General features: G+C 59.8%; 22 protein-coding genes. 11 read left to right on the forward strand and 11 right to left on the reverse strand.

The features are described from left to right. The 3 genes from BXA01_RS00005 to BXA01_RS00015 all read right to left on the reverse strand — a co-directional run. Window positions 1-852: phosphotransferase family protein (locus BXA01_RS00005; RefSeq protein WP_231991000.1), on the reverse strand; the 852-nt coding region annotated here is incomplete at its 3' end. A gap of 163 nt (window positions 853-1,015) precedes the next feature. After that, window positions 1,016-1,984, reverse strand: a complete 969-nt coding sequence (locus BXA01_RS00010; RefSeq protein WP_076562370.1) for a 2-hydroxyacid dehydrogenase — start codon at window positions 1,982-1,984, stop codon at window positions 1,016-1,018. Between the two features lie 155 nt (window positions 1,985-2,139). After that, the gene (locus tag BXA01_RS00015; RefSeq protein ID WP_076562372.1) at window positions 2,140-2,523 is read right to left on the reverse strand and encodes a tautomerase family protein; all 384 of its coding nucleotides are present in this window, start codon (window positions 2,521-2,523) and stop codon (window positions 2,140-2,142) included. A 248-nt stretch (window positions 2,524-2,771) separates the two neighbouring features. Here BXA01_RS00015 and BXA01_RS00020 point away from each other — a divergent pair, with 248 nt between their 5' ends. The 3 genes from BXA01_RS00020 (at window position 2,772) to BXA01_RS00025 (ending at window position 4,721) form a co-directional block, all read left to right on the forward strand. Next, complete coding sequence (locus tag BXA01_RS00020; protein WP_056789207.1) at window positions 2,772-2,966, forward strand: hypothetical protein; 195 nt, start codon at window positions 2,772-2,774, stop codon at window positions 2,964-2,966. A 49-nt stretch (window positions 2,967-3,015) separates the two neighbouring features. Next, window positions 3,016-3,186 carry a hypothetical protein gene (locus BXA01_RS27040; RefSeq protein ID WP_163032915.1) on the forward strand — a complete coding sequence of 57 codons (171 nt, stop codon included), beginning with the start codon at window positions 3,016-3,018 and terminating at the stop codon, window positions 3,184-3,186. Between the two features lie 254 nt (window positions 3,187-3,440). Next, window positions 3,441-4,721, forward strand: a complete 1,281-nt coding sequence (locus tag BXA01_RS00025; RefSeq protein WP_041480843.1) for an HAAAP family serine/threonine permease — start codon at window positions 3,441-3,443, stop codon at window positions 4,719-4,721. A gap of 189 nt (window positions 4,722-4,910) precedes the next feature. On the opposite strand, the gene acnB is transcribed toward BXA01_RS00025, so the two are convergent. After that, window positions 4,911-7,520: a bifunctional aconitate hydratase 2/2-methylisocitrate dehydratase gene (acnB, locus tag BXA01_RS00030; protein ID WP_024013276.1), complete on the reverse strand. Its 2,610-nt coding sequence runs from the start codon at window positions 7,518-7,520 to the stop codon at window positions 4,911-4,913. Between the two features lie 467 nt (window positions 7,521-7,987). On the opposite strand from acnB, the gene BXA01_RS00035 reads away from it, so the two are divergent. Next, the gene (locus BXA01_RS00035) at window positions 7,988-8,458 is read left to right on the forward strand and encodes a DUF1289 domain-containing protein (RefSeq protein WP_024013275.1); all 471 of its coding nucleotides are present in this window, start codon (window positions 7,988-7,990) and stop codon (window positions 8,456-8,458) included. A gap of 79 nt (window positions 8,459-8,537) precedes the next feature. Here BXA01_RS00035 and BXA01_RS00040 read toward each other — a convergent pair whose 3' ends face one another. Then, on the reverse strand, window positions 8,538-9,401 hold the full coding sequence (locus tag BXA01_RS00040; protein WP_076562374.1) for a universal stress protein: 864 nt from the start codon (window positions 9,399-9,401) through the stop codon (window positions 8,538-8,540). Between the two features lie 159 nt (window positions 9,402-9,560). On the opposite strand from BXA01_RS00040, the gene BXA01_RS00045 reads away from it, so the two are divergent. From BXA01_RS00045 to BXA01_RS00055, 3 genes are all read left to right on the forward strand, one after another. Beyond that, window positions 9,561-10,163, forward strand: coding sequence for a tRNA-(ms[2]io[6]A)-hydroxylase (locus tag BXA01_RS00045; protein ID WP_016775115.1), 603 nt, complete (start codon window positions 9,561-9,563; stop codon window positions 10,161-10,163). Between the two features lie 141 nt (window positions 10,164-10,304). Next, complete coding sequence (locus BXA01_RS00050) at window positions 10,305-11,012, forward strand: winged helix-turn-helix domain-containing protein (protein WP_076562376.1); 708 nt, start codon at window positions 10,305-10,307, stop codon at window positions 11,010-11,012. Next, window positions 11,013-12,299, forward strand: a complete 1,287-nt coding sequence (locus BXA01_RS00055) for an ATP-binding protein (RefSeq protein WP_076562379.1) — start codon at window positions 11,013-11,015, stop codon at window positions 12,297-12,299. 124 nt (window positions 12,300-12,423) lie between these two features. Here BXA01_RS00055 and BXA01_RS00060 read toward each other — a convergent pair whose 3' ends face one another. After that, complete coding sequence (locus BXA01_RS00060) at window positions 12,424-12,912, reverse strand: GFA family protein (protein WP_076562381.1); 489 nt, start codon at window positions 12,910-12,912, stop codon at window positions 12,424-12,426. Between the two features lie 139 nt (window positions 12,913-13,051). On the opposite strand from BXA01_RS00060, the gene glsB reads away from it, so the two are divergent. Together glsB and BXA01_RS00070 are read left to right on the forward strand one after the other, a co-directional pair. After that, the gene (gene glsB, locus BXA01_RS00065; protein WP_024013269.1) at window positions 13,052-13,960 is read left to right on the forward strand and encodes a glutaminase B; all 909 of its coding nucleotides are present in this window, start codon (window positions 13,052-13,054) and stop codon (window positions 13,958-13,960) included. Between the two features lie 196 nt (window positions 13,961-14,156). Further along, the gene (locus BXA01_RS00070; RefSeq protein ID WP_076562383.1) at window positions 14,157-15,659 is read left to right on the forward strand and encodes an aldehyde dehydrogenase family protein; all 1,503 of its coding nucleotides are present in this window, start codon (window positions 14,157-14,159) and stop codon (window positions 15,657-15,659) included. Window positions 15,660-15,778: 119 nt separating this feature from the next. Here the strand turns inward: BXA01_RS00070 and BXA01_RS00075 are convergent, their stop codons facing one another. Both BXA01_RS00075 and cynS read right to left on the reverse strand, forming a co-directional pair. Beyond that, window positions 15,779-16,438, reverse strand: coding sequence for a carbonic anhydrase (locus tag BXA01_RS00075; protein WP_076562385.1), 660 nt, complete (start codon window positions 16,436-16,438; stop codon window positions 15,779-15,781). A 57-nt stretch (window positions 16,439-16,495) separates the two neighbouring features. Next, window positions 16,496-16,963, reverse strand: a complete 468-nt coding sequence (cynS, locus tag BXA01_RS00080) for a cyanase (protein WP_076562387.1) — start codon at window positions 16,961-16,963, stop codon at window positions 16,496-16,498. Window positions 16,964-17,083: 120 nt separating this feature from the next. Here cynS and cynR point away from each other — a divergent pair, with 120 nt between their 5' ends. Continuing rightward, the gene (gene cynR, locus BXA01_RS00085) at window positions 17,084-17,965 is read left to right on the forward strand and encodes a transcriptional regulator CynR (RefSeq protein ID WP_076562388.1); all 882 of its coding nucleotides are present in this window, start codon (window positions 17,084-17,086) and stop codon (window positions 17,963-17,965) included. Window positions 17,966-18,136: 171 nt separating this feature from the next. Here cynR and BXA01_RS00090 read toward each other — a convergent pair whose 3' ends face one another. Then, window positions 18,137-18,466, reverse strand: a complete 330-nt coding sequence (locus BXA01_RS00090) for a hypothetical protein (protein WP_041480831.1) — start codon at window positions 18,464-18,466, stop codon at window positions 18,137-18,139. Window positions 18,467-19,008: 542 nt separating this feature from the next. Beyond that, complete coding sequence (locus tag BXA01_RS00095; protein ID WP_076562392.1) at window positions 19,009-20,952, reverse strand: DNA topoisomerase III; 1,944 nt, start codon at window positions 20,950-20,952, stop codon at window positions 19,009-19,011. Window positions 20,953-21,144: 192 nt separating this feature from the next. Between BXA01_RS00095 and BXA01_RS00100 the strand changes: the two genes are divergently transcribed. After that, window positions 21,145-21,507 carry a DUF427 domain-containing protein gene (locus tag BXA01_RS00100; protein ID WP_076562394.1) on the forward strand — a complete coding sequence of 121 codons (363 nt, stop codon included), beginning with the start codon at window positions 21,145-21,147 and terminating at the stop codon, window positions 21,505-21,507. Window positions 21,508-21,561: 54 nt separating this feature from the next. Here the strand turns inward: BXA01_RS00100 and BXA01_RS00105 are convergent, their stop codons facing one another. Then, window positions 21,562-23,184, reverse strand: coding sequence for an MFS transporter (locus BXA01_RS00105; protein ID WP_024013261.1), 1,623 nt, complete (start codon window positions 23,182-23,184; stop codon window positions 21,562-21,564). Window positions 23,185-23,194 lie beyond the last annotated feature (10 nt).

Raw genomic sequence — 23,194 nt, forward strand, 5'->3', positions numbered from 1 at the left:
TTCGCGGCGGGTCAGCATGCCCGGCGCATGGCTTGGCTGGCGGCGCATCAGTTGCACCGGTGCCGGGTCGCCGGCTTCGATCCAGTAGGCGAGGGTGTTGCCCAGGTCCATCAGCGGGTCGCCGAGGGTGGTCAGTTCCCAGTCGAGCACGCCGATGATCTGCATCGGATTGGCCGGGTCGAGGATGACGTTGTCGAAGCGATAGTCGTTGTGGACGATGCTTGAGGTCGGGTGGTCGGCCGGCATCTTGTCGTTGAGCCAGGCTTTGACTGCTTCCCAGTTCGGCGCGTCCGGGGTCAGGGCTTTTTCGTAGCGCTCGCTCCAGCCGTTGATCTGCCGGGCGACGTAGCCTTCAGGCTTGCCCAGATCGCCGAGGCCGCAGGCGTTGTAATCGACCCGATGCAGTTCGACGAAACGGTCGATGAAACTTTTGCACAGCGCTTCGGTTTTCGCCGAATCGAGGCCCAGCTCCGGCGGCAGTTCAGCGCGCAGGATGATGCCCTTGACCCGTTCCATCACATAGAACTCGGCGCCGATAACGGCTTCGTCGGTGCAATGCACGTAGGCCTTCGGGCAATACGGAAAGCCGTCGCGCAGTTGGTTGAGAATGCGGAATTCACGGCCCATGTCGTGGGCGGATTTGGCTTTGTGGCCAAACGGCGGACGGCGCAGAACGAACTCTTGCTCGGGGTATTCCAGCAGGTAGGTCAGGTTCGACGCGCCGCCGGGAAACTGGCTGATCTGCGGAGTGCCGGTCAGGCCGGGAATGTGCGCCTTGAGGTACGGATCGATCAGGCTGGCATCGAGTTCTTCGCCCGCGCGGATCCGGGTGGACTGGTCAGTAAGCGCCATGCTTATCCCTTCTGCTTATTTTGGAGGCCAGACATCATTGGCTAATCTAATGGCGCGCTCGGGTGCTCACAAGCGCGGGTCGGTCTTATAGGTTAGCGTGTTGCTGGATAATCAACTTTGAGAATGGGGCAAAGATCGGCGCGGTTCGACGATGCCACGCGCGTTAATGCACGCGCTGGTTGTTCAACTTGGGCGGCAGGGCGACGGGAGTCAGCACCGGTTGCCCGGAGAAAAACGCCATCAGGTTTTTCCCCACCAGTTCAACGGTGCCTTGCGTGGCTTCAGGGGAGAGCCCGGCGACGTGTGGGGTTAGCACAACGTTGCTGAGGTGTTTCAGGGCATCAGGCACTTCCGGTTCGTGATCGAACACGTCCAGTGCAGCGCCGGCGATACGACGTTGTTCAAGTGCGGTGATCAGGTCTGCCGTTGCGATAACGCTGGCGCGGGCGATGTTGACGATAAAACCCTTGGGGCCGAGGGCATCGAGCACGGCTCGCGTCACCAGATGTTGCGTACCAATGCCACCGGGCGTGGCAACGACCAGAAAGTCCGAGGCTCGCGCCAGATCGGTGGGTGTCGAGCAGAACGCATAAGCGACGTCGCTGCGCACCTGGCGGCTGTGGTAGCTGATCTGCATGTCGAAACCCAGCTCCGCACGTTTGGCAATCGCCATGCCCACCGCGCCCAGCCCGAGGATGCCCAGACGCTTGCCGGCCAGCGACGGGCGCATGATTTTCGGCCATTCACCGCGGCGCACGGCGGCATCGCAGCGCGGGATGTCGCGGACCAATGCCAGCAGCAATGCCATCGCATGATCGGCCACTGACGAGGCGTTGACGCCGGCGCCATTGGTGACGGTGATGCCACGGTCACTGGCTGCTTGCAGATCGACCTGTTCATAACCTGCACCGATCACCGTGATGATTTTCAGGGCGGGCAGGGCGCTGATCTCTTGCGCAGTCAGGCCCAGTGGGCCGCGAGTGAGCACGGCGTCGATGCGACTGCCATGAGTGGCGATGGCTTGCGCGCGTTCGGCTGGCGTTGGTGCAAGGATCAGGTGGAATCCCTGATGCTCAAGAATCGGCAGATAGTCATTGATCGTTTCAACCAGTACCAGAACGGTTGCGGGCATTGCGCGGCTCCTGTGATTGGCGGCGGGTGGGTCGCGAAAGTCGACTCAGAGTGCTGAATCCGCAGCGGCTTGGCAATCGTTGCATTCGCGCAGTGGTGCTTTGATTCTGGACGGGTTCGTGGAACAAGCAAGCACGCAGGCATGGGCGCTGCGAATCAGCTGGCGTATTGCGCAATGCCGTTGCCAAACGACCAGTTCTCTTTCTTTACCTCCAGCAGATTGATGAATACATCCTCCAAGCGAATACCCAGTTGCGCATGCAGGCTCTCGGCAATGGTTTTGAACAGCAATTGTTTCTTTTCCACGCTGCGCCCTTCGCTGATGGTGATCTGGATGAACACCACGCCGTCGCTGCGCTGGATGCCCAGGTATTGCGGGTCATAAACGAAATGTTGGGCGTCGTGCTCGTTGAGGATCTGGAAATTGTCGTGCTCGGGCACATCGATACAGCTGCGCAAGGCGGCGTAGATCTGTTCGCCGATGCGCTTGGCAAAAGTGGGGTCGGGGTTTTGCTGGATGTCGATGCGGACCAGTGGCATGGGAGGCTCCTTGGGTTATGGCTTCTCACACGCTAGATCAAGGGCAGGGTTCTGGCAGGTAGTTGGTCTGGAATATTGCAAATACCGTGTATGAGGAGGCTTACGTGACTCGCGGATTTTGCCTACGGGAATGGCAGATGCGTCTGCTGGTCAGCGTGAATGGAACAGTTTGATGATAAGGGCATGACGATAGCCGTCGATGTGCATGCAAATGCTGACACCGATCCGCCAGCAGCCAAGGAGGGCAAATGTTCCATAACGATCGCGAAAATCTGGAGCTCGACAGGCTGGAAAACGAATCAAGGAAACTCGTGGCTGAATGGAAAAAGCTTCAGGCTGAAGAGAAAAAGTTATCAAGGGAGACGAAGCTCTATCCAATTGCAGTGTTTGGTGGAGTCTTGACTGCAATCACCGCAGTGGCAGGGTTTTTCTTCAAGTTGTGAGTCTTCATGCTTCACAACCGTCAGGCGCATTATTCAAAGGTTAATCAGTATGAGCACATATGACCGTAAGGCACGACTGGAGCAAATTGAGCGAGAGTTCGCAGAATATGACGAAGCGGTGCGCAATAGAGACAAGCGCGAAAATGGCAAGCTCTGGTTGCTTTTCGGCTTCGGGCTGTACTGCGTTTTATTGGGTTTCATGCTCGGCATATCGCTCTAGGCGCATTCGGTGACGCCTGGGTGGGTGCAAAACGTATCCGTTTGCGGCATCTGACGTATCCATAAACGACCTTGTTTTTTCCATAAACGACCATCCTTGGATCTGCTCCGCACAACCATTCCTCAGCTAAGTCTTTGCTTGCATTGATTTATCACGGAGAATCGCGCCCCTGTTTCGGCCGGAGCATGTCTGTCGGTTTTTTCCGACGCGTCCTGACCGAGTGGCAAGTGACCGGAAAGCGGAGATCCGACCGGATGAATGATCAGGCCAATAGCCTCGAAAAGCGCTTCGACGCAGCAGCACCCGCTGAACTTTCGAGCTGGAATCGCCAGGACACCACCTGGATGCTGGGACTGTTTGGGACGGCCATTGGCGCCGGCACCCTGTTTTTGCCGATCAACGCAGGATTGGGTGGCTTCTGGCCGCTGGTGATCCTCGCGCTTTTGGCATTCCCGATGACGTTTTATGCTCACCGTGGCCTGACCCGTTTTGTGCTGTCCGGTCGCGAAGGTGCCGATATTACCGAAGTGGTCGAGCAGCATTTCGGTATCAAGGCCGGTGCCTTGATCACGCTGCTGTACTTCTTTGCCATCTTCCCGATCCTGTTGATCTACAGTGTCGGCCTGACCAACACGGTCGCCAGTTTCCTCGAACACCAACTGCACATTACGCCGCCACCGCGCGCATTGCTGTCGTTCGTGCTGATTCTCGGCCTGCTGGCCGTGGTTCGTTGCGGTGAGCAGGCGATCGTCAAGGCCATGAGCCTGATGGTCTATCCGTTCATCGTTGCGCTGCTGTTCCTTGCCGTATACCTGATTCCGCACTGGAACGGCGGCATCCTCGCCACCGCCTCGCAAGTGCCGGCGCCGTCAGCGCTGCTGCACACGCTGTGGCTGGCGATTACGGTGATGGTGTTCTCGTTCAACCATTCGCCGATCATCTCGGCGTTCGCGATGGACCAGAAGCGTCGTTACGGTGTGCACGCCGACGAGCGCAGCTCGCAGATCCTCGCGCGCGCTCATGCATTGATGGTCATTTTGGTGCTGTTCTTCGTATTCAGTTGCGTGCTGACCCTGTCGCCGGAGCAACTGGCTGAGGCGAAAGAGCAGAATCTTTCGATCCTGTCGTACCTGGCCAACCACTTCAGCAACCCGACCATCGAGTTTGCGGCGCCGTTGATTGCGTTTGTGGCGATCTCCAAATCGTTCCTCGGCCATTACATCGGGGCCAGCGAAGGCCTCAAGGGCCTGATCGTCAAGAGCGGCAAACGTCCGGGCGCCAAAGCGCTGGATCGCATCGTGGCGGCGTTCATGCTGGTGATCTGCTGGATCGTCGCAACGCTTGATCCGAGCATCCTGGGCATGATCGAAACCGTCGGTGGGCCGGTGATTGCGGCGATTCTGTTCCTGATGCCGATGTACGCGATTCGCAAGGTGCCAGCGATGGCGCGCTATCGCGGTCAGGCGTCGAACGTGTTTGTTACAGCGGTGGGTCTGGTGGCGATTTCGGCGCTGGTTTACAAGCTGGCTGTCTGACCTGTCACTGATCATTCCCACGCTCTGCGTGGGAATGCAGCCCCGGATGCTCTGCGTCCCCAAACGAGACGCAGAGCGTCACAAGAGGCATTCCCACGCAGAGCGTGGGAACGATCAGGCGATAGGCGATCAGCATAAAAAAACGCCGCTCATCTCACGATGGGCGGCGTTTTTTATGGCCTTGCAGCGTTAGGCTTGAACGACCGGGATCTTGGCGTTCGCAGCAGCTTCACGGAACTCGGCGATCTGGTCGAAGGACAGGTAGCGGTAGACATCAGCCGCCATGCTGTCGATCTTGCCAGCGTATTCCATGTACTCCTCGACGGTCGGCAGGCGACCCAGGATCGAAGCAACGGACGCCAGCTCGGCCGAGGCCAGGTAGACGTTCGCGCCGTCGCCCAGACGGTTCGGGAAGTTACGGGTCGACGTCGAGACCACGGTGCTGTTCGGCTCAACGCGTGCCTGGTTACCCATGCACAGCGAGCAGCCTGGCATTTCCATGCGAGCGCCAGCCTTGCCGTAGATGCCGTAGTAGCCTTCTTCGGTCAGTTGGTGAGCGTCCATCTTGGTCGGCGGCGACAGCCACAGACGGGTTGGCAGCTGACCCTTGACCTGATCCAGCAGTTTACCGGCAGCGCGGAAGTGACCGATGTTGGTCATGCACGAACCGATGAACACTTCGTCGATCTTCTCGCCAGCAACGCTGGACAACAGACGGGCGTCGTCCGGATCGTTCGGCGCGCAGAGCACAGGCTCGTTGATCTCGGCCAGATCGATTTCGATGACTTCGGCGTATTCGGCGTCGGCATCGGCTTCCATCAGCTCAGGATTGGCGATCCAGGCTTCCATCGCTTGAGCACGACGTTCCAGGGTACGCGCATCGCCGTAGCCTTCGCCGATCATCCAGCGCAGCAGGGTGATGTTGGACTGCAGGTACTCGGTGATCGACTCTTTCGACAGCTTGATGGTGCAACCGGCAGCCGAACGTTCGGCCGAGGCGTCGGACAGTTCGAACGCCTGCTCCAGGGTCAGACCTTCCAGACCTTCGATTTCCAGGATGCGGCCGGAGAAGGCGTTTTTCTTGCCTTTCTTCTCGACGGTCAGCAGACCGTTCTGGATAGCGAAGTACGGAATGGCATGAACCAGGTCACGCAGGGTGATGCCAGGTTTCATCTTGCCTTTGAAACGCACCAGGATCGATTCCGGCATGTCCAGTGGCATTACACCAGTGGCAGCGGCGAACGCGACCAGACCGGAACCGGCCGGGAACGAGATGCCCATCGGGAAACGGGTGTGCGAGTCACCACCGGTACCGACGGTGTCCGGCAGCAGCATGCGGTTCAGCCACGAGTGGATGATGCCGTCGCCCGGACGCAGGGAAACGCCGCCGCGGGTCATGATGAAGTCAGGCAGGGTGTGGTGGGTGGTCACGTCGATCGGCTTTGGATAAGCCGCGGTGTGGCAGAACGACTGCATCACCAGATCAGCGGAGAAGCCCAGGCACGCCAGGTCTTTCAGTTCGTCACGGGTCATCGGACCTGTGGTGTCCTGAGAGCCCACGGTGGTCATCTTCGGTTCGCAGTAGGTACCAGGACGCACACCCTGGCCTTCTGCCAGACCGCAAGCCTTGCCGACCATTTTCTGCGCCAGGGTGAAGCCCTTGGTGCTTTCAGCCGGAGCTTCAGGCTTCTTGAACAGATCGAACGCTGGAAGACCCAGTTCGGCGCGAGCCTTTTCGGTCAGACCACGGCCGATGATCAGCGGGATACGACCGCCGGCACGGACTTCGTCCAGCAGCACCGGGGTTTTCATTTCGAAAGTGGTGATGACTTCGTCGGTACCGTGCTTGCAGACTTTGCCAGCGTGCGGGTACAGGTCGATCACGTCGCCCATGTTCATGTTCGACACGTCGAACTCGATCGGCAGGGCGCCGGCATCTTCCATGGTGTTGTAGAAGATCGGAGCGATCTTGCTGCCGAAGCAGAAACCGCCAGCGCGCTTGTTCGGCACGTACGGGATGTCGTCGCCGAAGAACCACAGCACCGAGTTGGTCGCCGATTTACGCGAGGAACCGGTACCGACCACGTCACCGACGTAGGCGATCGGGAAGCCCTGGCCGCGCATTTCTTCGATCTGCTTCATCGGGCCGGTCTTGCCTTGCTCGTCCGGAACGATGCCGTCACGGGCCATTTTCAGCATGGCCAGGGCGTGCAGCGGGATATCAGGACGCGACCAGGCGTCTGGCGCAGGGGAGAGGTCGTCGGTGTTGGTTTCGCCGGTGACCTTGAATACGCGCAGGCTGATCTTGTCGGCCAGCACCGGGCGCTTCTTGAACCACTCGCCGTCAGCCCAGGATTGCAGCACGGCTTTGGCGTGAACGTTGCCGTTCTTGGCTTTTTCAGCGACGTCGTGGAAGGCGTCGAACATCAGCAGGGTGTGCTTGAGTTCTTCGGCGGCGACTGGCGCCAGCTCGGCGTCGTCCAGCAGTTCAACGAGGGTGACGATGTTGTAGCCGCCCTGCATGGTGCCGAGCAGTTCTACAGCGCGTTTCTTGTCCAGCAGAGGGGAGGTGGCTTCGCCCTTGGCCAGGGCAGACAGGAAACCGGCCTTGACGTAGGCGGCTTCGTCCACTCCAGGTGGTACGCGATTGGTGATCAGGTCAACGAGGAAAGCTTCTTCGCCAGCCGGAGGGTTCTTCAGCAGCTCGATCAGGCCTGCTGTTTGTTCGGCGTTAAGCGGCTGGGGAACGATACCCAGGGCTGCACGCTCTTCGATATGTTTGCGGTAGGCTTCAAGCACAGTTATTACCCTCATCAGTGGTCCCAAATGGGTGTCCGGGACGCTCATCCCGAAATTGCCGTACTCATGCGCCTCACGACGTTGTGGGTCGTTCGGCCAGAATTACCGGCAATTCCTTACAGAAGCTGCTTTCAAAGTTTTACGCCTGCAGAACGGGGAGCTGATGAGGGTTGGCGTTGGGCTTTTCCCCGCTGGAAAAACCCTTCGCCAACACCGCTCTGAAGGAACGACTGTGCTCGTGACGCTTTGAAAACAGCTTCTAACGGACATTGGCGCCTTAAAAGGCTGGCTGATTCTACGGCAAAAAAAATTTAAAGGTAAGTCGCGCTCTATTGGACTTTCGTGGCAATCAGCGCGGCCGGAGCAAACCTGCGACGCTGGCGAGACCTTGCTGTTTGAGGGGTGATCAATGCCCGACAAAGGGCTAACATGCCGGCCTGTTCCGCGTTTCAGTGTTCTGCCCATTTATGCCCAATCAGACCATCAAGACCCCCTGCGTCGGCCTCTGCTCCACCGTTTACGGTGACCTGGTGTGCCGTGGCTGCAAGCGTTTTCACCACGAAGTGATCCATTGGAATGGGTACAACGAGGAGGAAAAGCGTGCGGTGTGGCTGCGTCTGGAGCAATTGCTGTCACAAGTGATGGCGAGCAAAGTCGAGATCTTCGATCCGGCGCGCCTGCGCGAGCAGCTCGAACAGCGCAAGATCCGCTTCGTACCGCATCAGTCGGAATATTGCTGGGCCTATCAGCTGATTGCCCGCGGCGCGCGGGTGATCATTAATCTTGAGGCGTACGGGATGGTATTGCTGCCGGAGTTCCGCGACTGGAACCTGCCGGAACTGCGTGATGCCATTGATCGGGAATTCTTCCTGCTGTCGGAAGCGCATTATCAGCGCTACATTGCACCCGGCTTCCTGAAAGACGCCTTCGGCGCCTAGAAGCTTCGCGAGCAGGGAAATGCATTCCAGATGTGGGAGCGAGCCTGCTCGCGAAAGCGCCAGTCAGACATGGCAATCCTCAGTGTTTTGCCGTCAATTCCACCAGATGATCCTCAACCTCCTGCGGCTTGAGCACCAGCACATCGCTTTCGAGCGTATCCAGCACCGCTTCAGCGGTATTGCCGATCAACGCGCCTGACAAACCACTGCGCGCTACCGTGCCAATTACCGTTACCGCCGCCTGCAGCTTGTGCGCCATGAACGGGATCAACACATCCGCCGGGCCTTCCTCGATGTGCAGGTGCTCGTCATCGACATCGAACTCCGCCTGAAACGCCCGGCACTGTTCGCGGTATTTGGCTTCTATGGTCGATTTCAGCTGAAACGTCGGATCCGCCGCCGAGAGCATCGGCGACGGATGCGCGGTGATCACATGCAGATGCGCCTTGGCCAGACTGGCGATGTCGTAGCCGTGATCGATGATGGTGCTGTGCAAATGCCGGTGCTCGCCGTCGGCATTGCCGACATCGACGGCAGCGAGAATCACTTTGTCTTTCCACGAACCGGCGGTTTTGACCAGCAGCACCGGGGTAGGGCAGTGGCGCAGGAGTTTCCAGTCGGCCGGGGTCAGCAGGGCCTTTTTCAGCGAGCTGTCGGGGAAGTGCTGTTTGATCACCAGGCCGCAACCTTCGGCCTGCTGCACATCGATGATGGTTTCGTGCAGGCTCTCGTTCCACGCCTGTTCGGTGGTCACGCTGTAGCCTTCGGCGAGCAATGCCGCCTTGAGCACACTGAGCAGGCCGGCATGGTCATGCTTCTTGTCGCACACCAATAGATGCAGATGGGCCTGGGTAACACCGGCGATCAGCTTGGCGCGTTTGAGCGCCAGGCTTTCTGCATGTTCAGGTTCGATGACCACCAGAATGCTGCGAATGGCTTGCATGAGCGGAGTCTCCAGCAAAGAAAAGGCACGGCGTTGCACAACTATAGTTGCTACCCGAACGTCTGCGACTTGATGCATATCAACAGCCGCCGCTGGTGGTCTGCGGACAGGCCGGTATAATCGGCGCCCTTCGCTCGAACACCTTTTACCGTGAGCCCCATGATCCTTCCCGAAATCCACGAATTCCTTGGCTGCCGCACGCCCGACGCCTGGGTCCAGGCGGCACTGGCCGATCAGGAAACCCTGCTGATCGATCACAAGAACTGCGAGTTTAAGGCCGCCAGCACGGCGCTGAGCCTGATTGCCAAGTACCACGCCCATGTCGACCTGATCAACATGATGTCGCGCCTGGCCCGGGAAGAACTGGTGCACCACGAGCAAGTCATGCGCATCATGAAACGGCGCAAGATCGAGCTGCGTCAGCTGCACGCCGGCCGTTACGCCTCGGGCCTGCGCAAGGTGGTGCGCAGCCACGAACCGGTGAAACTGGTGGATACGCTGGTGGTTGGTGCTTTCATCGAAGCGCGCAGTTGCGAACGCTTTGAAGCATTGGTGCCGCATCTGGACGAAGAACTGGGCAAGTTCTATTTCGGTTTGCTGAAAAGCGAGGCGCGGCACTTTCAGGGTTATCTGAAACTGGCCTATCAGTATGGTGATGCCAAGGATGTAGCGCAGGTGATCGAGCGCGTCCGTGCGGCCGAGCAGGAACTGATCGAATCGCCGGACGAGGAATTCCGCTTCCACAGCGGTGTGCCCGCCTGAATTTGTTAAAAACTCTTAAGAGTATGAAACATCACCGAAAACCGGCCCAAGTGGCCGGTTTTTGCTGTCTGCCGTCATCGCCTGTTCGATGAATGCCAGCATAATATCGGCCCTTCCACGTTTGGCTTGGCAACGGTTGTTATGGATAACCTGGGTTTCGGCAAAGTTCTGCTGGTCGAAGACGATGAGCGTCTCGCCGCACTGATCGCACACTTTCTACAGCAACACGGCTACGAGGTGCGCACGGTGCATCGCGGCGATCTCGCCATGGCTGCATTCCTGGAATTCAAGCCGAAAGTGCTGGTGCTCGACCTGATGTTGCCGGGGCAGAGCGGTTTGCAGGTCTGCCGGGAAATTCGCAGTGTCTCGGACACGCCGATCGTGATCCTCACCGCCAAGGAAGACGATCTCGATCACATTCTCGGTCTGGAGTCCGGCGCTGACGATTATGTGATCAAGCCGATCAAACCGCCGGTATTGCTCGCGCGGCTGCGGGCGCTGCAACGGCGGCAGACGCCGGAGACCAGCGTCGTCAGTTTCCTTGAGTTCGGGCAATTGAGCATCGACCGCAGTTGCCGGGAAGTGCGCCTGACCGGTGAGCTGATCGAGCTGACCACCATGGAGTTCGAATTGCTCTGGTTGCTCGCCAGCGCAGCAGGCAAGATTCTATCCCGCGATGACATTCTCAATCGCATGCGCGGCATCGCTTTCGACGGCCTCAACCGCAGCGTCGACGTCTACATCAGCAAATTGCGCAACAAGCTCAAGGACAATCCCCGCGAGCCGGTGTGCATCAAGACCGTGTGGGGCAAGGGCTATCTGTTCAATCCGTTCGCGTGGGAGCTGTAGATGCTGCGCTTGTTCCTCGGCCTGTTTCTGGTGATGACGGTGGGTCTGGTGCTGGCCTTGCAGGCGGTCGAGCACACCTTCAACGCCTTGCTCGACAGCCAGACGCAGGATTACAACCGTGAAGCCGTGCGCGGTCAGGCGTGGTCGCTGGTCGATCATCTGCAAGGCCGCCAGGGCGCCGAGCGTGAACAGAAACTCGATTCATTGCGTGCGCACTACGGTCTGTCGCTGAGTCTGGTCGAGGCCGATCAACTGGCCCTCACACCGCAGGAAAAAGCCGAGCTCGCGCGGAACCTGTTGGTGATCCGCGACGATTACACGCAGTTCATCAGCAACATCGATGGTGGCTCGCAGTTGCTCAGCATCAAGCTGCCGCCAGAGCCGAGCCTGATGCCGTTCTACATCACCGCGGCGTACATGATGCTCGCGGTGTTGATCGGCATCGTTCTGTTTTTCTGGGTGCGCCCGCACTGGCGCGACCTGGAAAAGCTGCGGCTGGCGGCCGAGCGTTTCGGCGACAACGATCTGTCGGTGCGCATCCAGTTGTCGCGGCGCTCGAACATCCGCGATCTGGCCGAGCACTTCAATCTGATGGCGGCGCGCATCGAGGGGCTGATTGCCAATCAGCGCGAGCTGACCAACGCCGTGTCTCACGAGCTGCGCACACCGATAGCGCGGCTTTCGTTTGAGCTCGATCAGCTTAAACAGCAACCGGACGCGAGCCAGAATCGCGAGCTGATCGCCGACATGTATGCCGACCTCGGTGAGCTGGAAGAAATGGTTTCGGAGCTGCTGACCTACGCCAGCCTCGAGCACGGCGCAACGGTGATAAAGCGGGAGAATATACACGCGGCCGACTGGCTAGACAGCGTTGTCGGCAGTGTGGCGCTTGAGGCCGAAGCAGTGGGCGTGCAGCTGTCGATCACCGATTGCCAGGTCGACACTGTAAGCGTCGAACCGCGCTTCATGGCGCGGGCGGTGATCAACCTTTTGCGCAATGCCATTCGCTATGCCGAGCAGCGCGTTGAGGTGTCGCTGCTGCGCAATGGCGATGACTATGAAGTGCGGGTCAGCGATGACGGGCCGGGTGTGCCGCTGGAGGGACGGGAGAAAATCTTCGAGCCGTTTTCGCGACTGGATGCCAGCCGCGACCGGCGCACCGGGGGTTTCGGACTGGGCCTGGCGTTGGTGCGGCGGGTTTCGCAGTCCCATGGCGGGCAGGTTGAGGTTGGCGACTCGGTGTGGGGCGGGGCGTTGTTCAGGATGACCTGGGCGCATCTGGACTGATTGATATTGCCTGACCCGGCCCCTTGTAGGAGTGAGCCTGCTCGCGATAGCGCTAGGTCATTCAATGATGAGTCGACTGACACAACGCTATCGCGAGCAGGCTCACTCCTACAAGGGACGGTATTCAGCGAGTCACGCCGAGTCGCTCATGCCACTGGGCGATCGATTCTTCAGGATATTCATCAAACTGCTGATCCTTCGGCTTGGCCTCCACCTCGACCCACGGCGCTTTCGAGCCAAGCATCAAGTGCGTGTGTTCCGGCGGCACCGGCAGTGGCGTGTCGATCGCCGAGGCGAATGGATGAATCAGCTCTGGCCACTCCGGGCTGAACAGCCACAGGCCGCTGCCGCACAGCGAGCAGAAGTGACGCTCGGCGCTGCTGCGATGGGCGCGCTTATCGCCGTCAGCTTTCATTTTGGCGTGGTAGACGCTGATGTTTTTGCGCCCGCGAACCTTGAGAGTGGTCGCGTCGGCGCCAAGGTTGATCGCATAACCGCCGCCGCCCTGGGTCTTGCGGCAGATCGAGCAATAGCAGCGTTGATAGGGATAAGGATGGGCGCTGTCGAGGCTGAAATTGACTTCGCCGCAATGGCAGGAGCCTTCGAGGTGCATGGTGCTCTCCCGTGTCTGAATGGTCCGCTTCAGCCTAGAACATTTTGCGAAGCGCTTGCCGGTGTGATGCGACCGGCGGGCGCAGCGTCTAGCCCCAGTGTCCCCGCGATCCCATGGGGCGAGACTTTCGGAACCCGGCATGCAAGCGCTGTTGAACGAGATCCTTGACGCCGTCCGGCCCCTGATCGGGCAGGGCAAAGTTGCTGACTATATTCCCGCCCTCGGCACGGTGCCGGCCAACCAGTTGGGCATCGCCGTGTACAGTAACGACGGCGAAATGTATTGCGCCGGCGACGCTGAAACGCCGTTCTCGGTGCAGAGTATTTCCAAGGTATTCAGCCTGGTGCAGGCCATCGATCACTCCGGCGAAGCGATCTGGGAACGGCTTGGCCACGAGCCGTCCGGCCAGCCGTTCAATTCGCTGGTGCAACTGGAATTCGAGCGCGGCCGCCCGCGCAATCCGTTCATCAATGCTGGGGCGCTGGTGATCTGCGACATCAACCAGTCGCGCTTCGCCGCGCCGACACTCTCGATGCGTGACTTCGTCCGGCGCCTGTCCGGTAACCCGCAGATCATGATCGACGGCAAGGTCGCCGACTCCGAATACCAGCATCGCGCGCGCAATGCGGCGATGGCCTATCTGATGCAGTCGTTCGGCAACTTTCACAACGATGTCGAGGCGGTGTTGCGCAGCTATTTCAGCCACTGCGCACTGCGGATGAATTGCATCGATCTGGCCCGGGCGTTCTGCTTTCTGGCCAATGACGGGTTCTGCAAGCACAGCGGCGAGCAGATCCTGACGCGCCGCCAGACCCAGCAGGTCAACTCGATCATGGCCACCAGCGGTCTGTATGACGAGGCGGGCAACTTCGCTTATCGCGTCGGCCTGCCGGGCAAGAGCGGGGTCGGCGGCGGCATCGTTGCGGTGGTGCCGGGGCAGTTCAGCGTGTGCGTGTGGTCGCCCGAGCTGAATGCCGCCGGCAACTCGCTGGCGGGGATGGCGGCGCTGGAGTTGCTGAGCTCAAGGATTGGCTGGTCGGTGTTCTGACCCACCTGAACACCACATGACCCTGTGGGAGCTGGCTTGCCAGCGATGAGGCCCTGTCAGTCACTATAAATTTGCCTGAACCACCGCTATCGCTGGCAAGCCAGCTCCCACAGGTTTCTTTAGTGTTTGAGGAGGTGTATTTCAGCCAGTAATCCGCTACATTTTCCGGCCGCCCTCTGCATGGTGAATCCGCTTCATGTCTCTTGCGCTCGAACGTCTAGTCGCTGGCACGCCGATCCCTTTCGCTGGTAACCGCGTCACCGTGGTCAGCCCCGAACTGGCCGCGCGGTTTCAGCCCGGTGACCATCTGCTGGTCGAGCAGGTCAGTGGCGAGTTGTTGCTGATCCCCGTGGCCGATCAACAGGCCGCCTCGGTGGCAATCGAGCGTGCGGCTGCGGCATTCACAGCGTTGTCGGCGGTGTCCGATGAAGCCATCAGCCGGTTTTTCGATCTATTCGCTCAGCGCCTGGAAAACCCTGAATGCTGGACGCAGATCGAAACCGCCAACCGCACCGACATCGAGCGGGCCAAAGCGCGCGGTCGCTCGACCACACGCTTGCTCGCCGATGAACGCATGCGCCGCGACATGATCGCCGGGCTGCGCGCCTGGCGTGATGCGCCGCCCACGCGTGGCAAAGTGATCAGCAGTGTCGAGCACGACGGCTGGAAGGTTGAGCAAGTGGTCTCGCCGTTGGGCATCGTCGCCTTTGTCTTCGAAGGTCGGCCCAACGTATTTGCCGACGCCGCCGGGGTGTTGCGCACCGGTAATACGGCTGTGCTGCGCATCGGCAGCGATGCGTTGGGCACTGCGCAAGCCATCGTCACTCATGCTTTGAACCCGGCGCTGGCCGAAGCCGGCTTGCCGGTTGGCGCGGTGTCGTTGGTGGAAAGCGTCAATCACGCCGCCGGTTGGGCGATGTTCGCCGACCGGCGTCTGTCGCTGGCGGTGGCGCGGGGCTCGGGCCGTGCTGTCAGCCAGTTGGGCAGCATTGCCCAGCAGGCCGGCACTGCCGTCAGCCTGCACGGCACCGGCGGCGCGTGGCTGATCGCCGACCGTGACGCCGACGCCACTCGCTTCGCGGCAGTGGTGCGCAACTCGCTGGACCGCAAGGTCTGCAACACCCTGAACGTCTGCCTGATTCAGCGCGAACGCGCCGATGAGCTGGTGCCGCTGTTCCTCAATGCCTTGAAAGACGCCGGTACTGCACGCGGCCAAGGCTGCAAATTGCACATCGTCGCGGGCAGTGAAAGTTGCCTGCCAAGCGAATGGCAGAACGCAACGGTCGAGGTTTATCGCGCCGAGGGTTACCAGACCGAAGCGCTGGCCGAGTCTTTGCCCGAGTCGGACCTGGGCCGCGAATGGGAATGGGAAGAAACCCCGGAAGTCAGCCTGATGATTGTCGACAATCTGGATCAGGCGATTGCGCTCTTCAACCGCTACAGCCCGCAATTCACCGTGTCGTTGATCAGCGAGGATGCGGCGGTTCAGGAACGCTTCTACAACGCGGTGAATGCCCCGTTCGTAGGCAACGGCATCACCCGTTGGGTCGATGGCCAGTACGCGTTGAACAAGCCTGAGCTGGGTCTTTCGAACTGGGAGAGCGGTCGCCTGTTTGCGCGCAGTGCGATTCTTTCCGGGGATGGCGTGTTTACTGTGCGCAGCCGAATGACTCAGGTTGATCTCACGGTGAAACGCTGATCTGTTGATCGTTCCCACGCTCCGCGTGGGAATGCAGCCCGTGACGCTCCGCGTCACTGGACGCAGAGCGTCCCTAGAGGCATTCCCACGCAGAGCGTGGGAACGATCACGGTGGGGAGTCAGGCAGCGTGGCTGGCTTGCGCGCTGATCGCGCAAGTCTCAGGTTGCTCGACCAGCGGCACAAAGGTGCGACGATCGGAAGTGAGCGCGTCGATCGAACCGGTCTCGATGTCGTACACCCAGCCATGCAGATTCAGCCGCCCTTGCTCCTGGGCCAGGCGCACACTCGGGTGGGTCTGAATATTCGCCAGTTGCGCGATCACGTTCTCGCGCACCATCGAACTCAATTTCGCCGCGTCGCTGCCATGCACGCGCGCTTCGTTCATCACCTTCGCCGACTCGGCATGCTGCAGCCAGCCGCTGACGGCGGGCAGGTGATCCATGCATTTGCACTGGGCAATCGCGGTCATCGCGCCGCAATCGGAGTGGCCGCAAATCACGATATCGGTCACCCCCAGTACCGCCACCGCATACTCCACCGTCGCCGACACCCCGCCCGGATGCGGGCTGTAGGAGGGCACGATATTGCCGGCGTTACGGATCACGAACAGTTCGCCGGGCTCTTGCTGGGTCAGCAGCTCAGGCACCACGCGACTGTCGGAACAGGTGATGAACAGCGTGCCGGGTTGCTGAGTCGTGGCCAGATGTTTGAACAGTTCGCTGCGTTGCGGGAAGGCTTCGTTCTGGAATTTCAGGAAGCCGTCGATCAGGGCTTTCATGGCATGTCCTCGTGACAGAAATGAGATGGCCCGCACGCAGGGTGCGGGCCGGGCGTATCAGAACGGACGCAGCGGCAGGAACTTGCCGTCGAGGGTCACCACGGCGCGGGAGCCGCCTTCCGGGTCTTCGACTTTTTTGATGTCCAGTTTGAAGTTGATCGCGCTGATGATGCCGTCACCGAACTGTTCATGAACCAGCGCTTTCAGCGTGGTGCCGTAGATCTGGATCATTTCGTAAAAACGGTAGATGGTCGGATCGGTCGGCACGCCGCTGAGGCTGCCGCGCAAAGGAATGATCTGCAGAGCGGCGACGTCATCTGCGCTGAGGTCAAGCTTGTCGCCGACCACTTGAGCAGCGTTTTCCGGCAGAGGATGCTGGCCGAGCAGGGCGGCGGTGACATAAGCCAGGCTGAGGCCGGTGCCGTCAGCGAGATCCTGCCACGACAGAGCTTTTTTCGCCTTGGCGTCGAGAACGCGGGTGGTCAGGGCCAGGCTGTTGTCGTTGTAGGCGTGGGACTGTTGCATGGTGTCACTCCTTTCAAGGTTTGGCTTGCTGTGTGGAAGCAATGTTGCGCCGGCCAATCCATAGCGTCCAAGTCCGATATACAATGCTTCGCATAAGCCCTGCCTATAGAAGGTGTGTTCATGCTGTTGCGACATTTGCGTTATCTGCTCGCCGTTGCCGATCACGGCGGCTTCACCCGCGCCGCCGAAGCGCTGCATGTATCGCAGCCGACGTTGTCGCAGCAGATCCGGCAGCTGGAAGAAACCCTCGGCGTCAGCCTGTTCGATCGCACCTCGCGCACGGTGAAACCGACCGATGCCGGCGCGGCATACATTGAATGCGCGCGGCGCGTGCTGGTGGAGCTGGAGGCCGGGCAGCGCGCCTTGCACGATGTGAAGGATTTGTCGCGCGGCACCCTGCGCCTGGCGATGACGCCGACGTTCATGGCGTATCTGGTCGGGCCATTGGTGCGCGACTACGGGGCACGGTTTCCCGGGATTCATCTGGAAATCTTCGAATTGTCGATGGACGACATCGAGGCCGGGCTGGCGGATGACTCGCTGGACGTCGCGATCGCGTTTACGCCGGTACGCAATGCCGATATCGAATGCATACCGGCGTTTACCGAGACGCTGGGGATCATGGTCGGGCCTGGGCACCCGCTCTATGACAGCCCTTCGGTGTTGACGCCGACGGAATTGGCTTCACTGGATTTCGCCTTGCTGGCGCCGGGCTTCATTACGCGGTTGTCGGTGGATGAGTATTTCCGTGAGCAGGGGATTACGCCGCAGGTGCGCATCGAGGTGAATTCGGTGAGTACGTTGCTGGAAGTGGTGCGGCATGCGCCGCTGGCGACCATGCTGCCCGAGGCGATTGCCAGCGAAGACCGCGCGTTGCGCCGCTTGCGGGTCGAAGGGGAGGCGCCGCAGCGGGGAGCGGCGTTGTTGCGGCGCAGGAATAATTATCACAGTGCGGCGGCGTTGGCGTTTGTTGATCTTGTTCTGAAAACGCATATGACATGAAAGACCTGTGGGAGCGAGCCTGCTCGCGAATGTGGCATGTCAGACACTGATGCTTGCGCCTGAAGACTGCATTCGCGAGCAGGCTCGCTCCCACAAAGTTGCAGGGTGAGTTCTGGATGTAAAAAGGGCCTGCTTCTTATCGAAGCAGGCCCTTTTTTACTGAAGCGTTATTCAATACAACCGATCAATCACCCGAACTTCATTCTGATTCTGCATCGAATCCCACGCCTGTTTCAGCGTCTGCAGCACACTTCCAATGAAGTCCTTGTCGGCCGCAGCCTTCTTGCCGACATAACCGTGGCCGCGGCGGTACATCTTCAGGCGGGCCAGCAGGTTCTGGTGGTTGCGGTCGAATTCCTCTTCGCCAGCGTGAGGCGACAGGCAGTCGATGTGCACCTGGCCCGACTTGCTGATCCAGAGAATATGGCTGTCGTGGCTGTCTTTCTGCGCCGCGAACATACGAGCCAGTTCTTCGATGGTGGGTTGATTGTTCAGATTCATTGTTATGCCCCTTGACCAGTCTGGTGATCTTTCAAAGTTGATTCGCTAATACAGGTAGCCCATCGGTTAGTTGATCCCTGGCACCGAAACCAGGACGTCAGCGTTCGCCCGTGTGAAGTACGGGGTCGTGCATCTGTTGCATGTAGTCGTGTTGAATAACTGCTACGCAATAGCGTCACAACGAGGAGAAGCAGCGAAAACCGGGAGGCTCCTTGACGACAATCCAGTGTCGGCCACAAGCGTCTTGAGAATTTTCGCCAGCGCTTCTCGTCCTTGTACTGGACGTTCAGGCCAGGTCAGCTTCTTCAATCTGCCTTGTGGGCAGCGTGTATCCGGAAAAAACAACTCGGCGGTCAGACGAGTTTGCTCAAGCGTGTTACCAGTGTTCCCGATCGGGGAACGTCTTCATCATGCAAAAGCAAAACGACGCCGTCAACGGTTTTGTAGTGATTATTTTCAAGCACTACATATTGTCGGACAAAGCTGTTTTGGAATGAGAAAAGATCCGTTTCGACAACGTCGAGAAGGGAACCGCGAGGGATTCAGCGAGTCGTCGGACGCGCCGTGCGTTTGCGCGTACCGGCGGTTTTGCTGGCCGTCGACTTGCGCTTTTTCTTCCACGGCGCTGCGGCTTTGCCGGCAGGCGGCGGGCCGCTGATGGTCAGGCTGAGAGCTGAGCAGCGGCTGACCTGCTTGCTCATCCACGCAGCCTGTTTGGTGACGAATTCTTCCAGACTCATCTCACCGCTTTGCACCATGTCCAGCGCCTGTTCCCAGATCGCCGTAGTGCCAGGATCGGCGATCGCGCGCGGCACTGCGTCGATCAGGCTGAACGCGGCAGGCGTGGCGGCCAGCGCCTTGCCGTTCTTGACCAGATAACCACGATCAAGCAAACCCTGAATGATCGACGCGCGGGTGGCTTCGGTGCCGATGCCGGTGGTGTCCTTGAGTTTCTGTTTGAGCAGCGGATCCTCGACCAGTTTGGCGACGTTCTTCATCGCCTTGATCAGATCGCCTTCGGTGTAGGGTTTTGGTGGCTGCGTCCAAAGATCCTTGAGATTCACTTTCGCCACAGCGCATTCGACGCCTTGGCTGAGGGTCGGCAAGGTTTGCGGTGTTGGTGCTTCGCGGCCCATGGCTGGTGCCAGTGCTTCGGGCAATGCGCGCTTCCAGCCCGCTTCGATGATCTGCTTGCCCACCGCGCGCAGGGCATGTCCGTTGCAGTCGAAATCGGCCTGAGTGCGATCGTATTCGTGATTGGGCAGGAACTGCGCCAGGTAGCGCGCGCGAATCAGCGTGTACACCGCGCGATGTTTGCCGGTCAGGCGTTCAAGATTCTTCGCGGCGATGGTGGGAATGATGCCGTGGTGAGCGCTGACCTTGGCGTCATTCCACGCCCGCGAGCGCCGTTGCGGTTCGAGATAACCCTGCAAGGCTTCAAGGCTCGGATCGGCCTGGCGCAACGCTGTGAGGATCGATGGCGCCTCACTGTGTTGGCTCAAGGGCAGAAAGCCGCAATCACTGCGCGGATAGGTGATGACTTTGTAGGTTTCGTAAAGGGCCTGGGCGATGTCGAGGGTTTCCTGCGCGCCAAGGCCAAGCTTTTTCGAGCAGACTTCCTGCAAGGTGCCAAGATCGAAGGGCAGCGGCGCCACTTCGCGCATGCGCTCGGTCTTCAGCTTGATCACCCGTGCGCTGTCAGCACTGCTGATCGCCGCCGCCGCTTGCTGCGCCAACGCCTGATTCAGGCAGCGATCCTGATCATCACAAACGTCTGATGGTGCGCGCCACTGTGCGGTAAACGTCGTGCCGTTGTGCAGCAAATCCACGTCGATTGCCCAGAACGGTACGGGGACGAAATCGGCGATGCTGCGGTCGCGGTCGACCACCAGTCGCAGGGTCGGCGTCTGCACTCGGCCCACAGGCAGCACGCCCTGATAACCCGACTGCCGGCCCAGCAAGGTGAACAGTCGACTCATGTTCATGCCGATCAGCCAGTCCGCGCGTGAACGGCCCAACGCCGAGTGATACAGGCTGAATGTTTCGGCTCCCGGTTTCAGCGCGGCCAAGGCCTTGCGAATCGATGCCTCGTCCAGCGCCGACAGCCACAAGCGGCGGATCGGCCCGCGATAGCGGCAGTGCTCGACCAGTTCCCGGGCGATCATCTCGCCCTCACGGTCGGCGTCGGTGGCGATGATCAGTTCGCTTGCCTCGCCAAGCAGACGCTTCACCGCTTTGTACTGGCTGGCGGTGCGCGGCTTGACGGTCATTTTCCATTTGTCGGGAATGATCGGCAGATCAGCCAGCACCCAGCGCTTGTAGCGCGCGTCGTAGGCGTCCGGCGGCGCGGTTTCGAGCAAATGGCCGATGCACCAGGTCACTGTGACGTCCGTCCCCAACCAGCAGCCGTCGCCGCGACGCCTGGCGCCGAGCACGGCCGCAATATCTTTGGCCTGAGAGGGTTTTTCACAGAGGTACAGCCGCATAGCTACCATCGCTGGTTGGTGTGTGGAGAGGGCACAGGATGGCGGGAGTTCGCGGCGGGAGCAACTTTTATCTGTATGGATATACAGATAAAAGCGTTGCAGGAGGTTTAGCCGTTCGGCCGTAATCCAGTCGAGCTGCGCAACCATCAGCTATACCTGAACCGGTCTCTTCGCCGTCTTCAGGAGAACCCCATGAAAAGCCCCAGCCCCGTGATCAGCGTTGAACAACTCAGCGGCTGCCTGCTGGTGAAGTTCCACGGCATCCAGGTCGCCGCGTCCTCTCACGCGATGATCCTCAACGAAGCCAACTATCCGCCGGTGTACTACATCCCGCGCGAAGACATCGACGAAAAATACTTCGCCCGCACCGACCACACCAGCTATTGCCCGTACAAGGGCGACGCCAATTACTTCAGCCTGCAAGTGCCCGGACATGAAGGCGCTAACGCGGTGTGGACGTACGAAAACCCGAAGGTCTCCGTCGCACCGATCCGCGACTACGTGGCGTTTTATCCGGACCAGGTGAAATTCGAAGTGATCAAACCGGACGTCTGAAGCAAAAAAATGGCGAGAGAATCGCTTCCCTCGCCATTGCTGTCAGCGGGTTTTTCAGTTTTTATCGAGATCGATATTCTTCGTCTCACGCAGACAGATCATCCCCACCACCAGGCTCACCCCGGTGATCAGCACCGGATACCACAGCCCGTAGAAAATATCCCCGGTGTACACCACCAGCGCAAACGACACGGTGGGCAGGAATCCGCCGAACCAGCCGTTGCCGATGTGATAGGGCAGCGACATCGAGGTGTAGCGAATGCGCGTCGGGAACAGTTCGACCATCAACGCGGCCAGCGGGCCGTAGCACATGGCCGAGATGATGATCAGGGCGACGATCAGGGCGACGATCATCGGTTTGTTGATCTGCTGCATATCGGCTTGTTGCGGGTAGCCGGCGAGGGTGATCGCGCCGCGCAGTGCCGCCTCATCGAAACCATCCAGCTTCACGTCGCCGACACTCACTTGCACGGCGCTGCCCGCAGGCGCTGCGACGCTGGAGTAGGGCAGGCCTTGCTTGACCAGGAAGGTCTTGACCTTGTCGCAGGGGCTGTCGAATTTGGCCTTGCCCACCGGATCGAACTGGAAGGTGCAAGTGGCGGGGTCGGCGAGGACGGTGATCGGCGCCTGACGGCTGGCCTGATCGATCGCCGGGTTGGCGTAGTGGGCCAGGGATTTGAAGATCGGGAAGTACAGCGCGGTGGCCAGCAGCAGGCCGAGCATCAGCACCGGTTTACGCCCGACCTTGTCCGACAGCCAGCCGAAAAAGATGAAGAACGGCGCGCCGATCACCACGCTGATGATCAGCAGACTGTTGGCCACCGCCGGGTCCATTTTCAGGAACTGGGTGAGGAAGAACAGCACATAGAACTGCGCAGCGTAAAAGGTCACCGCTTGCCCGGCGTTGATGCTGAACAGCGCGATCAGCACGACTTTGAGGTTTTCCCATTTGCCGAAGGATTCGCGGATCGGCGCCTTTGAGGTTTTGCCTTCTTCCTTCATTTTCAGATAGGCCGGCGACTCGTGCAGGCTCAGGCGAATCCAGGTGGAAATACCCAACAGGACGATCGACAGCAGGAACGGAATGCGCCAGCCCCAGACTTCAAACTGGTCGCCGGTGAAGTAGCGGCAACCGAGCACTACCAGTAGTGACAGCAACAGGCCGAGGGTCGCGGTGGATTGAATCCAGCTGGTGTGGAAGCCGCGTTTGCCGATGGGCGCGTGTTCGGCCACGTAGGTCGCCGCACCGCCGTATTCGCCACCGAGCGCCAGGCCCTGAAGCATGCGCAGCACCACCAGAATGATCGGCGCGGCGATGCCGATGCTGGCGTAGGTCGGCAGCAGGCCGACGCAGAACGTCGCCACACCCATCAGAATGATCGTCGCCAGAAAGGTGTATTTGCGTCCGATCATGTCGCCCAGGCGGCCGAACACCAACGCGCCGAACGGCCGTACGATGAAGCCGGCGGCGAACGCCATCAGCGCGAAGATGAACGCCGTGGTGTCGTTGACGCCGGCAAAGAACTGCTTGCTGATCACCGCCGCGAGGGCGCCGTAGAGGAAGAAGTCATACCACTCGAACACCGTCCCGAGTGATGAAGCGAAGATGACTTTCTGCGTTGCGTTGCTGGTCTCGGCGCTGCCCGCAGCGTCCAGCGGCTGAACGTGTTCTGACATATCGGTATCC

This window comes from Pseudomonas sp. B10 (assembly GCF_900156235.1).
GTDB lineage: Bacteria > Pseudomonadota > Gammaproteobacteria > Pseudomonadales > Pseudomonadaceae > Aquipseudomonas > Aquipseudomonas siliginis.

Excerpts from the sequence above, each read along its gene's own strand:
- BXA01_RS00095 (WP_076562392.1), bottom strand. The coding sequence starts at position 20,952 with ATGCGGCTGTACCTCTGTGAAAAACCCTCTCAGGCCAAAGATATTGCG.
- BXA01_RS00070 (WP_076562383.1), top strand. The coding sequence starts at position 14,157 with ATGTCTCTTGCGCTCGAACGTCTAGTCGCTGGCACGCCGATCCCTTTC.
- BXA01_RS00060 (WP_076562381.1), bottom strand. The coding sequence starts at position 12,912 with ATGCACCTCGAAGGCTCCTGCCATTGCGGCGAAGTCAATTTCAGCCTC.
- BXA01_RS00075 (WP_076562385.1), bottom strand. The coding sequence starts at position 16,438 with ATGAAAGCCCTGATCGACGGCTTCCTGAAATTCCAGAACGAAGCCTTC.
- BXA01_RS00035 (WP_024013275.1), top strand. The coding sequence starts at position 7,988 with ATGCCCAATCAGACCATCAAGACCCCCTGCGTCGGCCTCTGCTCCACC.
- BXA01_RS00025 (WP_041480843.1), top strand. The coding sequence starts at position 3,441 with ATGAATGATCAGGCCAATAGCCTCGAAAAGCGCTTCGACGCAGCAGCA.
- BXA01_RS00040 (WP_076562374.1), bottom strand. The coding sequence starts at position 9,401 with ATGCAAGCCATTCGCAGCATTCTGGTGGTCATCGAACCTGAACATGCA.
- cynR (WP_076562388.1), top strand. The coding sequence starts at position 17,084 with ATGCTGTTGCGACATTTGCGTTATCTGCTCGCCGTTGCCGATCACGGC.
- BXA01_RS00100 (WP_076562394.1), top strand. The coding sequence starts at position 21,145 with ATGAAAAGCCCCAGCCCCGTGATCAGCGTTGAACAACTCAGCGGCTGC.
- BXA01_RS00050 (WP_076562376.1), top strand. The coding sequence starts at position 10,305 with ATGGATAACCTGGGTTTCGGCAAAGTTCTGCTGGTCGAAGACGATGAG.
- BXA01_RS00090 (WP_041480831.1), bottom strand. The coding sequence starts at position 18,466 with ATGAATCTGAACAATCAACCCACCATCGAAGAACTGGCTCGTATGTTC.
- BXA01_RS00045 (WP_016775115.1), top strand. The coding sequence starts at position 9,561 with ATGATCCTTCCCGAAATCCACGAATTCCTTGGCTGCCGCACGCCCGAC.
- BXA01_RS00010 (WP_076562370.1), bottom strand. The coding sequence starts at position 1,984 with ATGCCCGCAACCGTTCTGGTACTGGTTGAAACGATCAATGACTATCTG.
- BXA01_RS27040 (WP_163032915.1), top strand. The coding sequence starts at position 3,016 with ATGAGCACATATGACCGTAAGGCACGACTGGAGCAAATTGAGCGAGAG.
- glsB (WP_024013269.1), top strand. The coding sequence starts at position 13,052 with ATGCAAGCGCTGTTGAACGAGATCCTTGACGCCGTCCGGCCCCTGATC.
- cynS (WP_076562387.1), bottom strand. The coding sequence starts at position 16,963 with ATGCAACAGTCCCACGCCTACAACGACAACAGCCTGGCCCTGACCACC.
- BXA01_RS00055 (WP_076562379.1), top strand. The coding sequence starts at position 11,013 with ATGCTGCGCTTGTTCCTCGGCCTGTTTCTGGTGATGACGGTGGGTCTG.
- BXA01_RS00105 (WP_024013261.1), bottom strand. The coding sequence starts at position 23,184 with ATGTCAGAACACGTTCAGCCGCTGGACGCTGCGGGCAGCGCCGAGACC.
- BXA01_RS00020 (WP_056789207.1), top strand. The coding sequence starts at position 2,772 with ATGTTCCATAACGATCGCGAAAATCTGGAGCTCGACAGGCTGGAAAAC.
- BXA01_RS00015 (WP_076562372.1), bottom strand. The coding sequence starts at position 2,523 with ATGCCACTGGTCCGCATCGACATCCAGCAAAACCCCGACCCCACTTTT.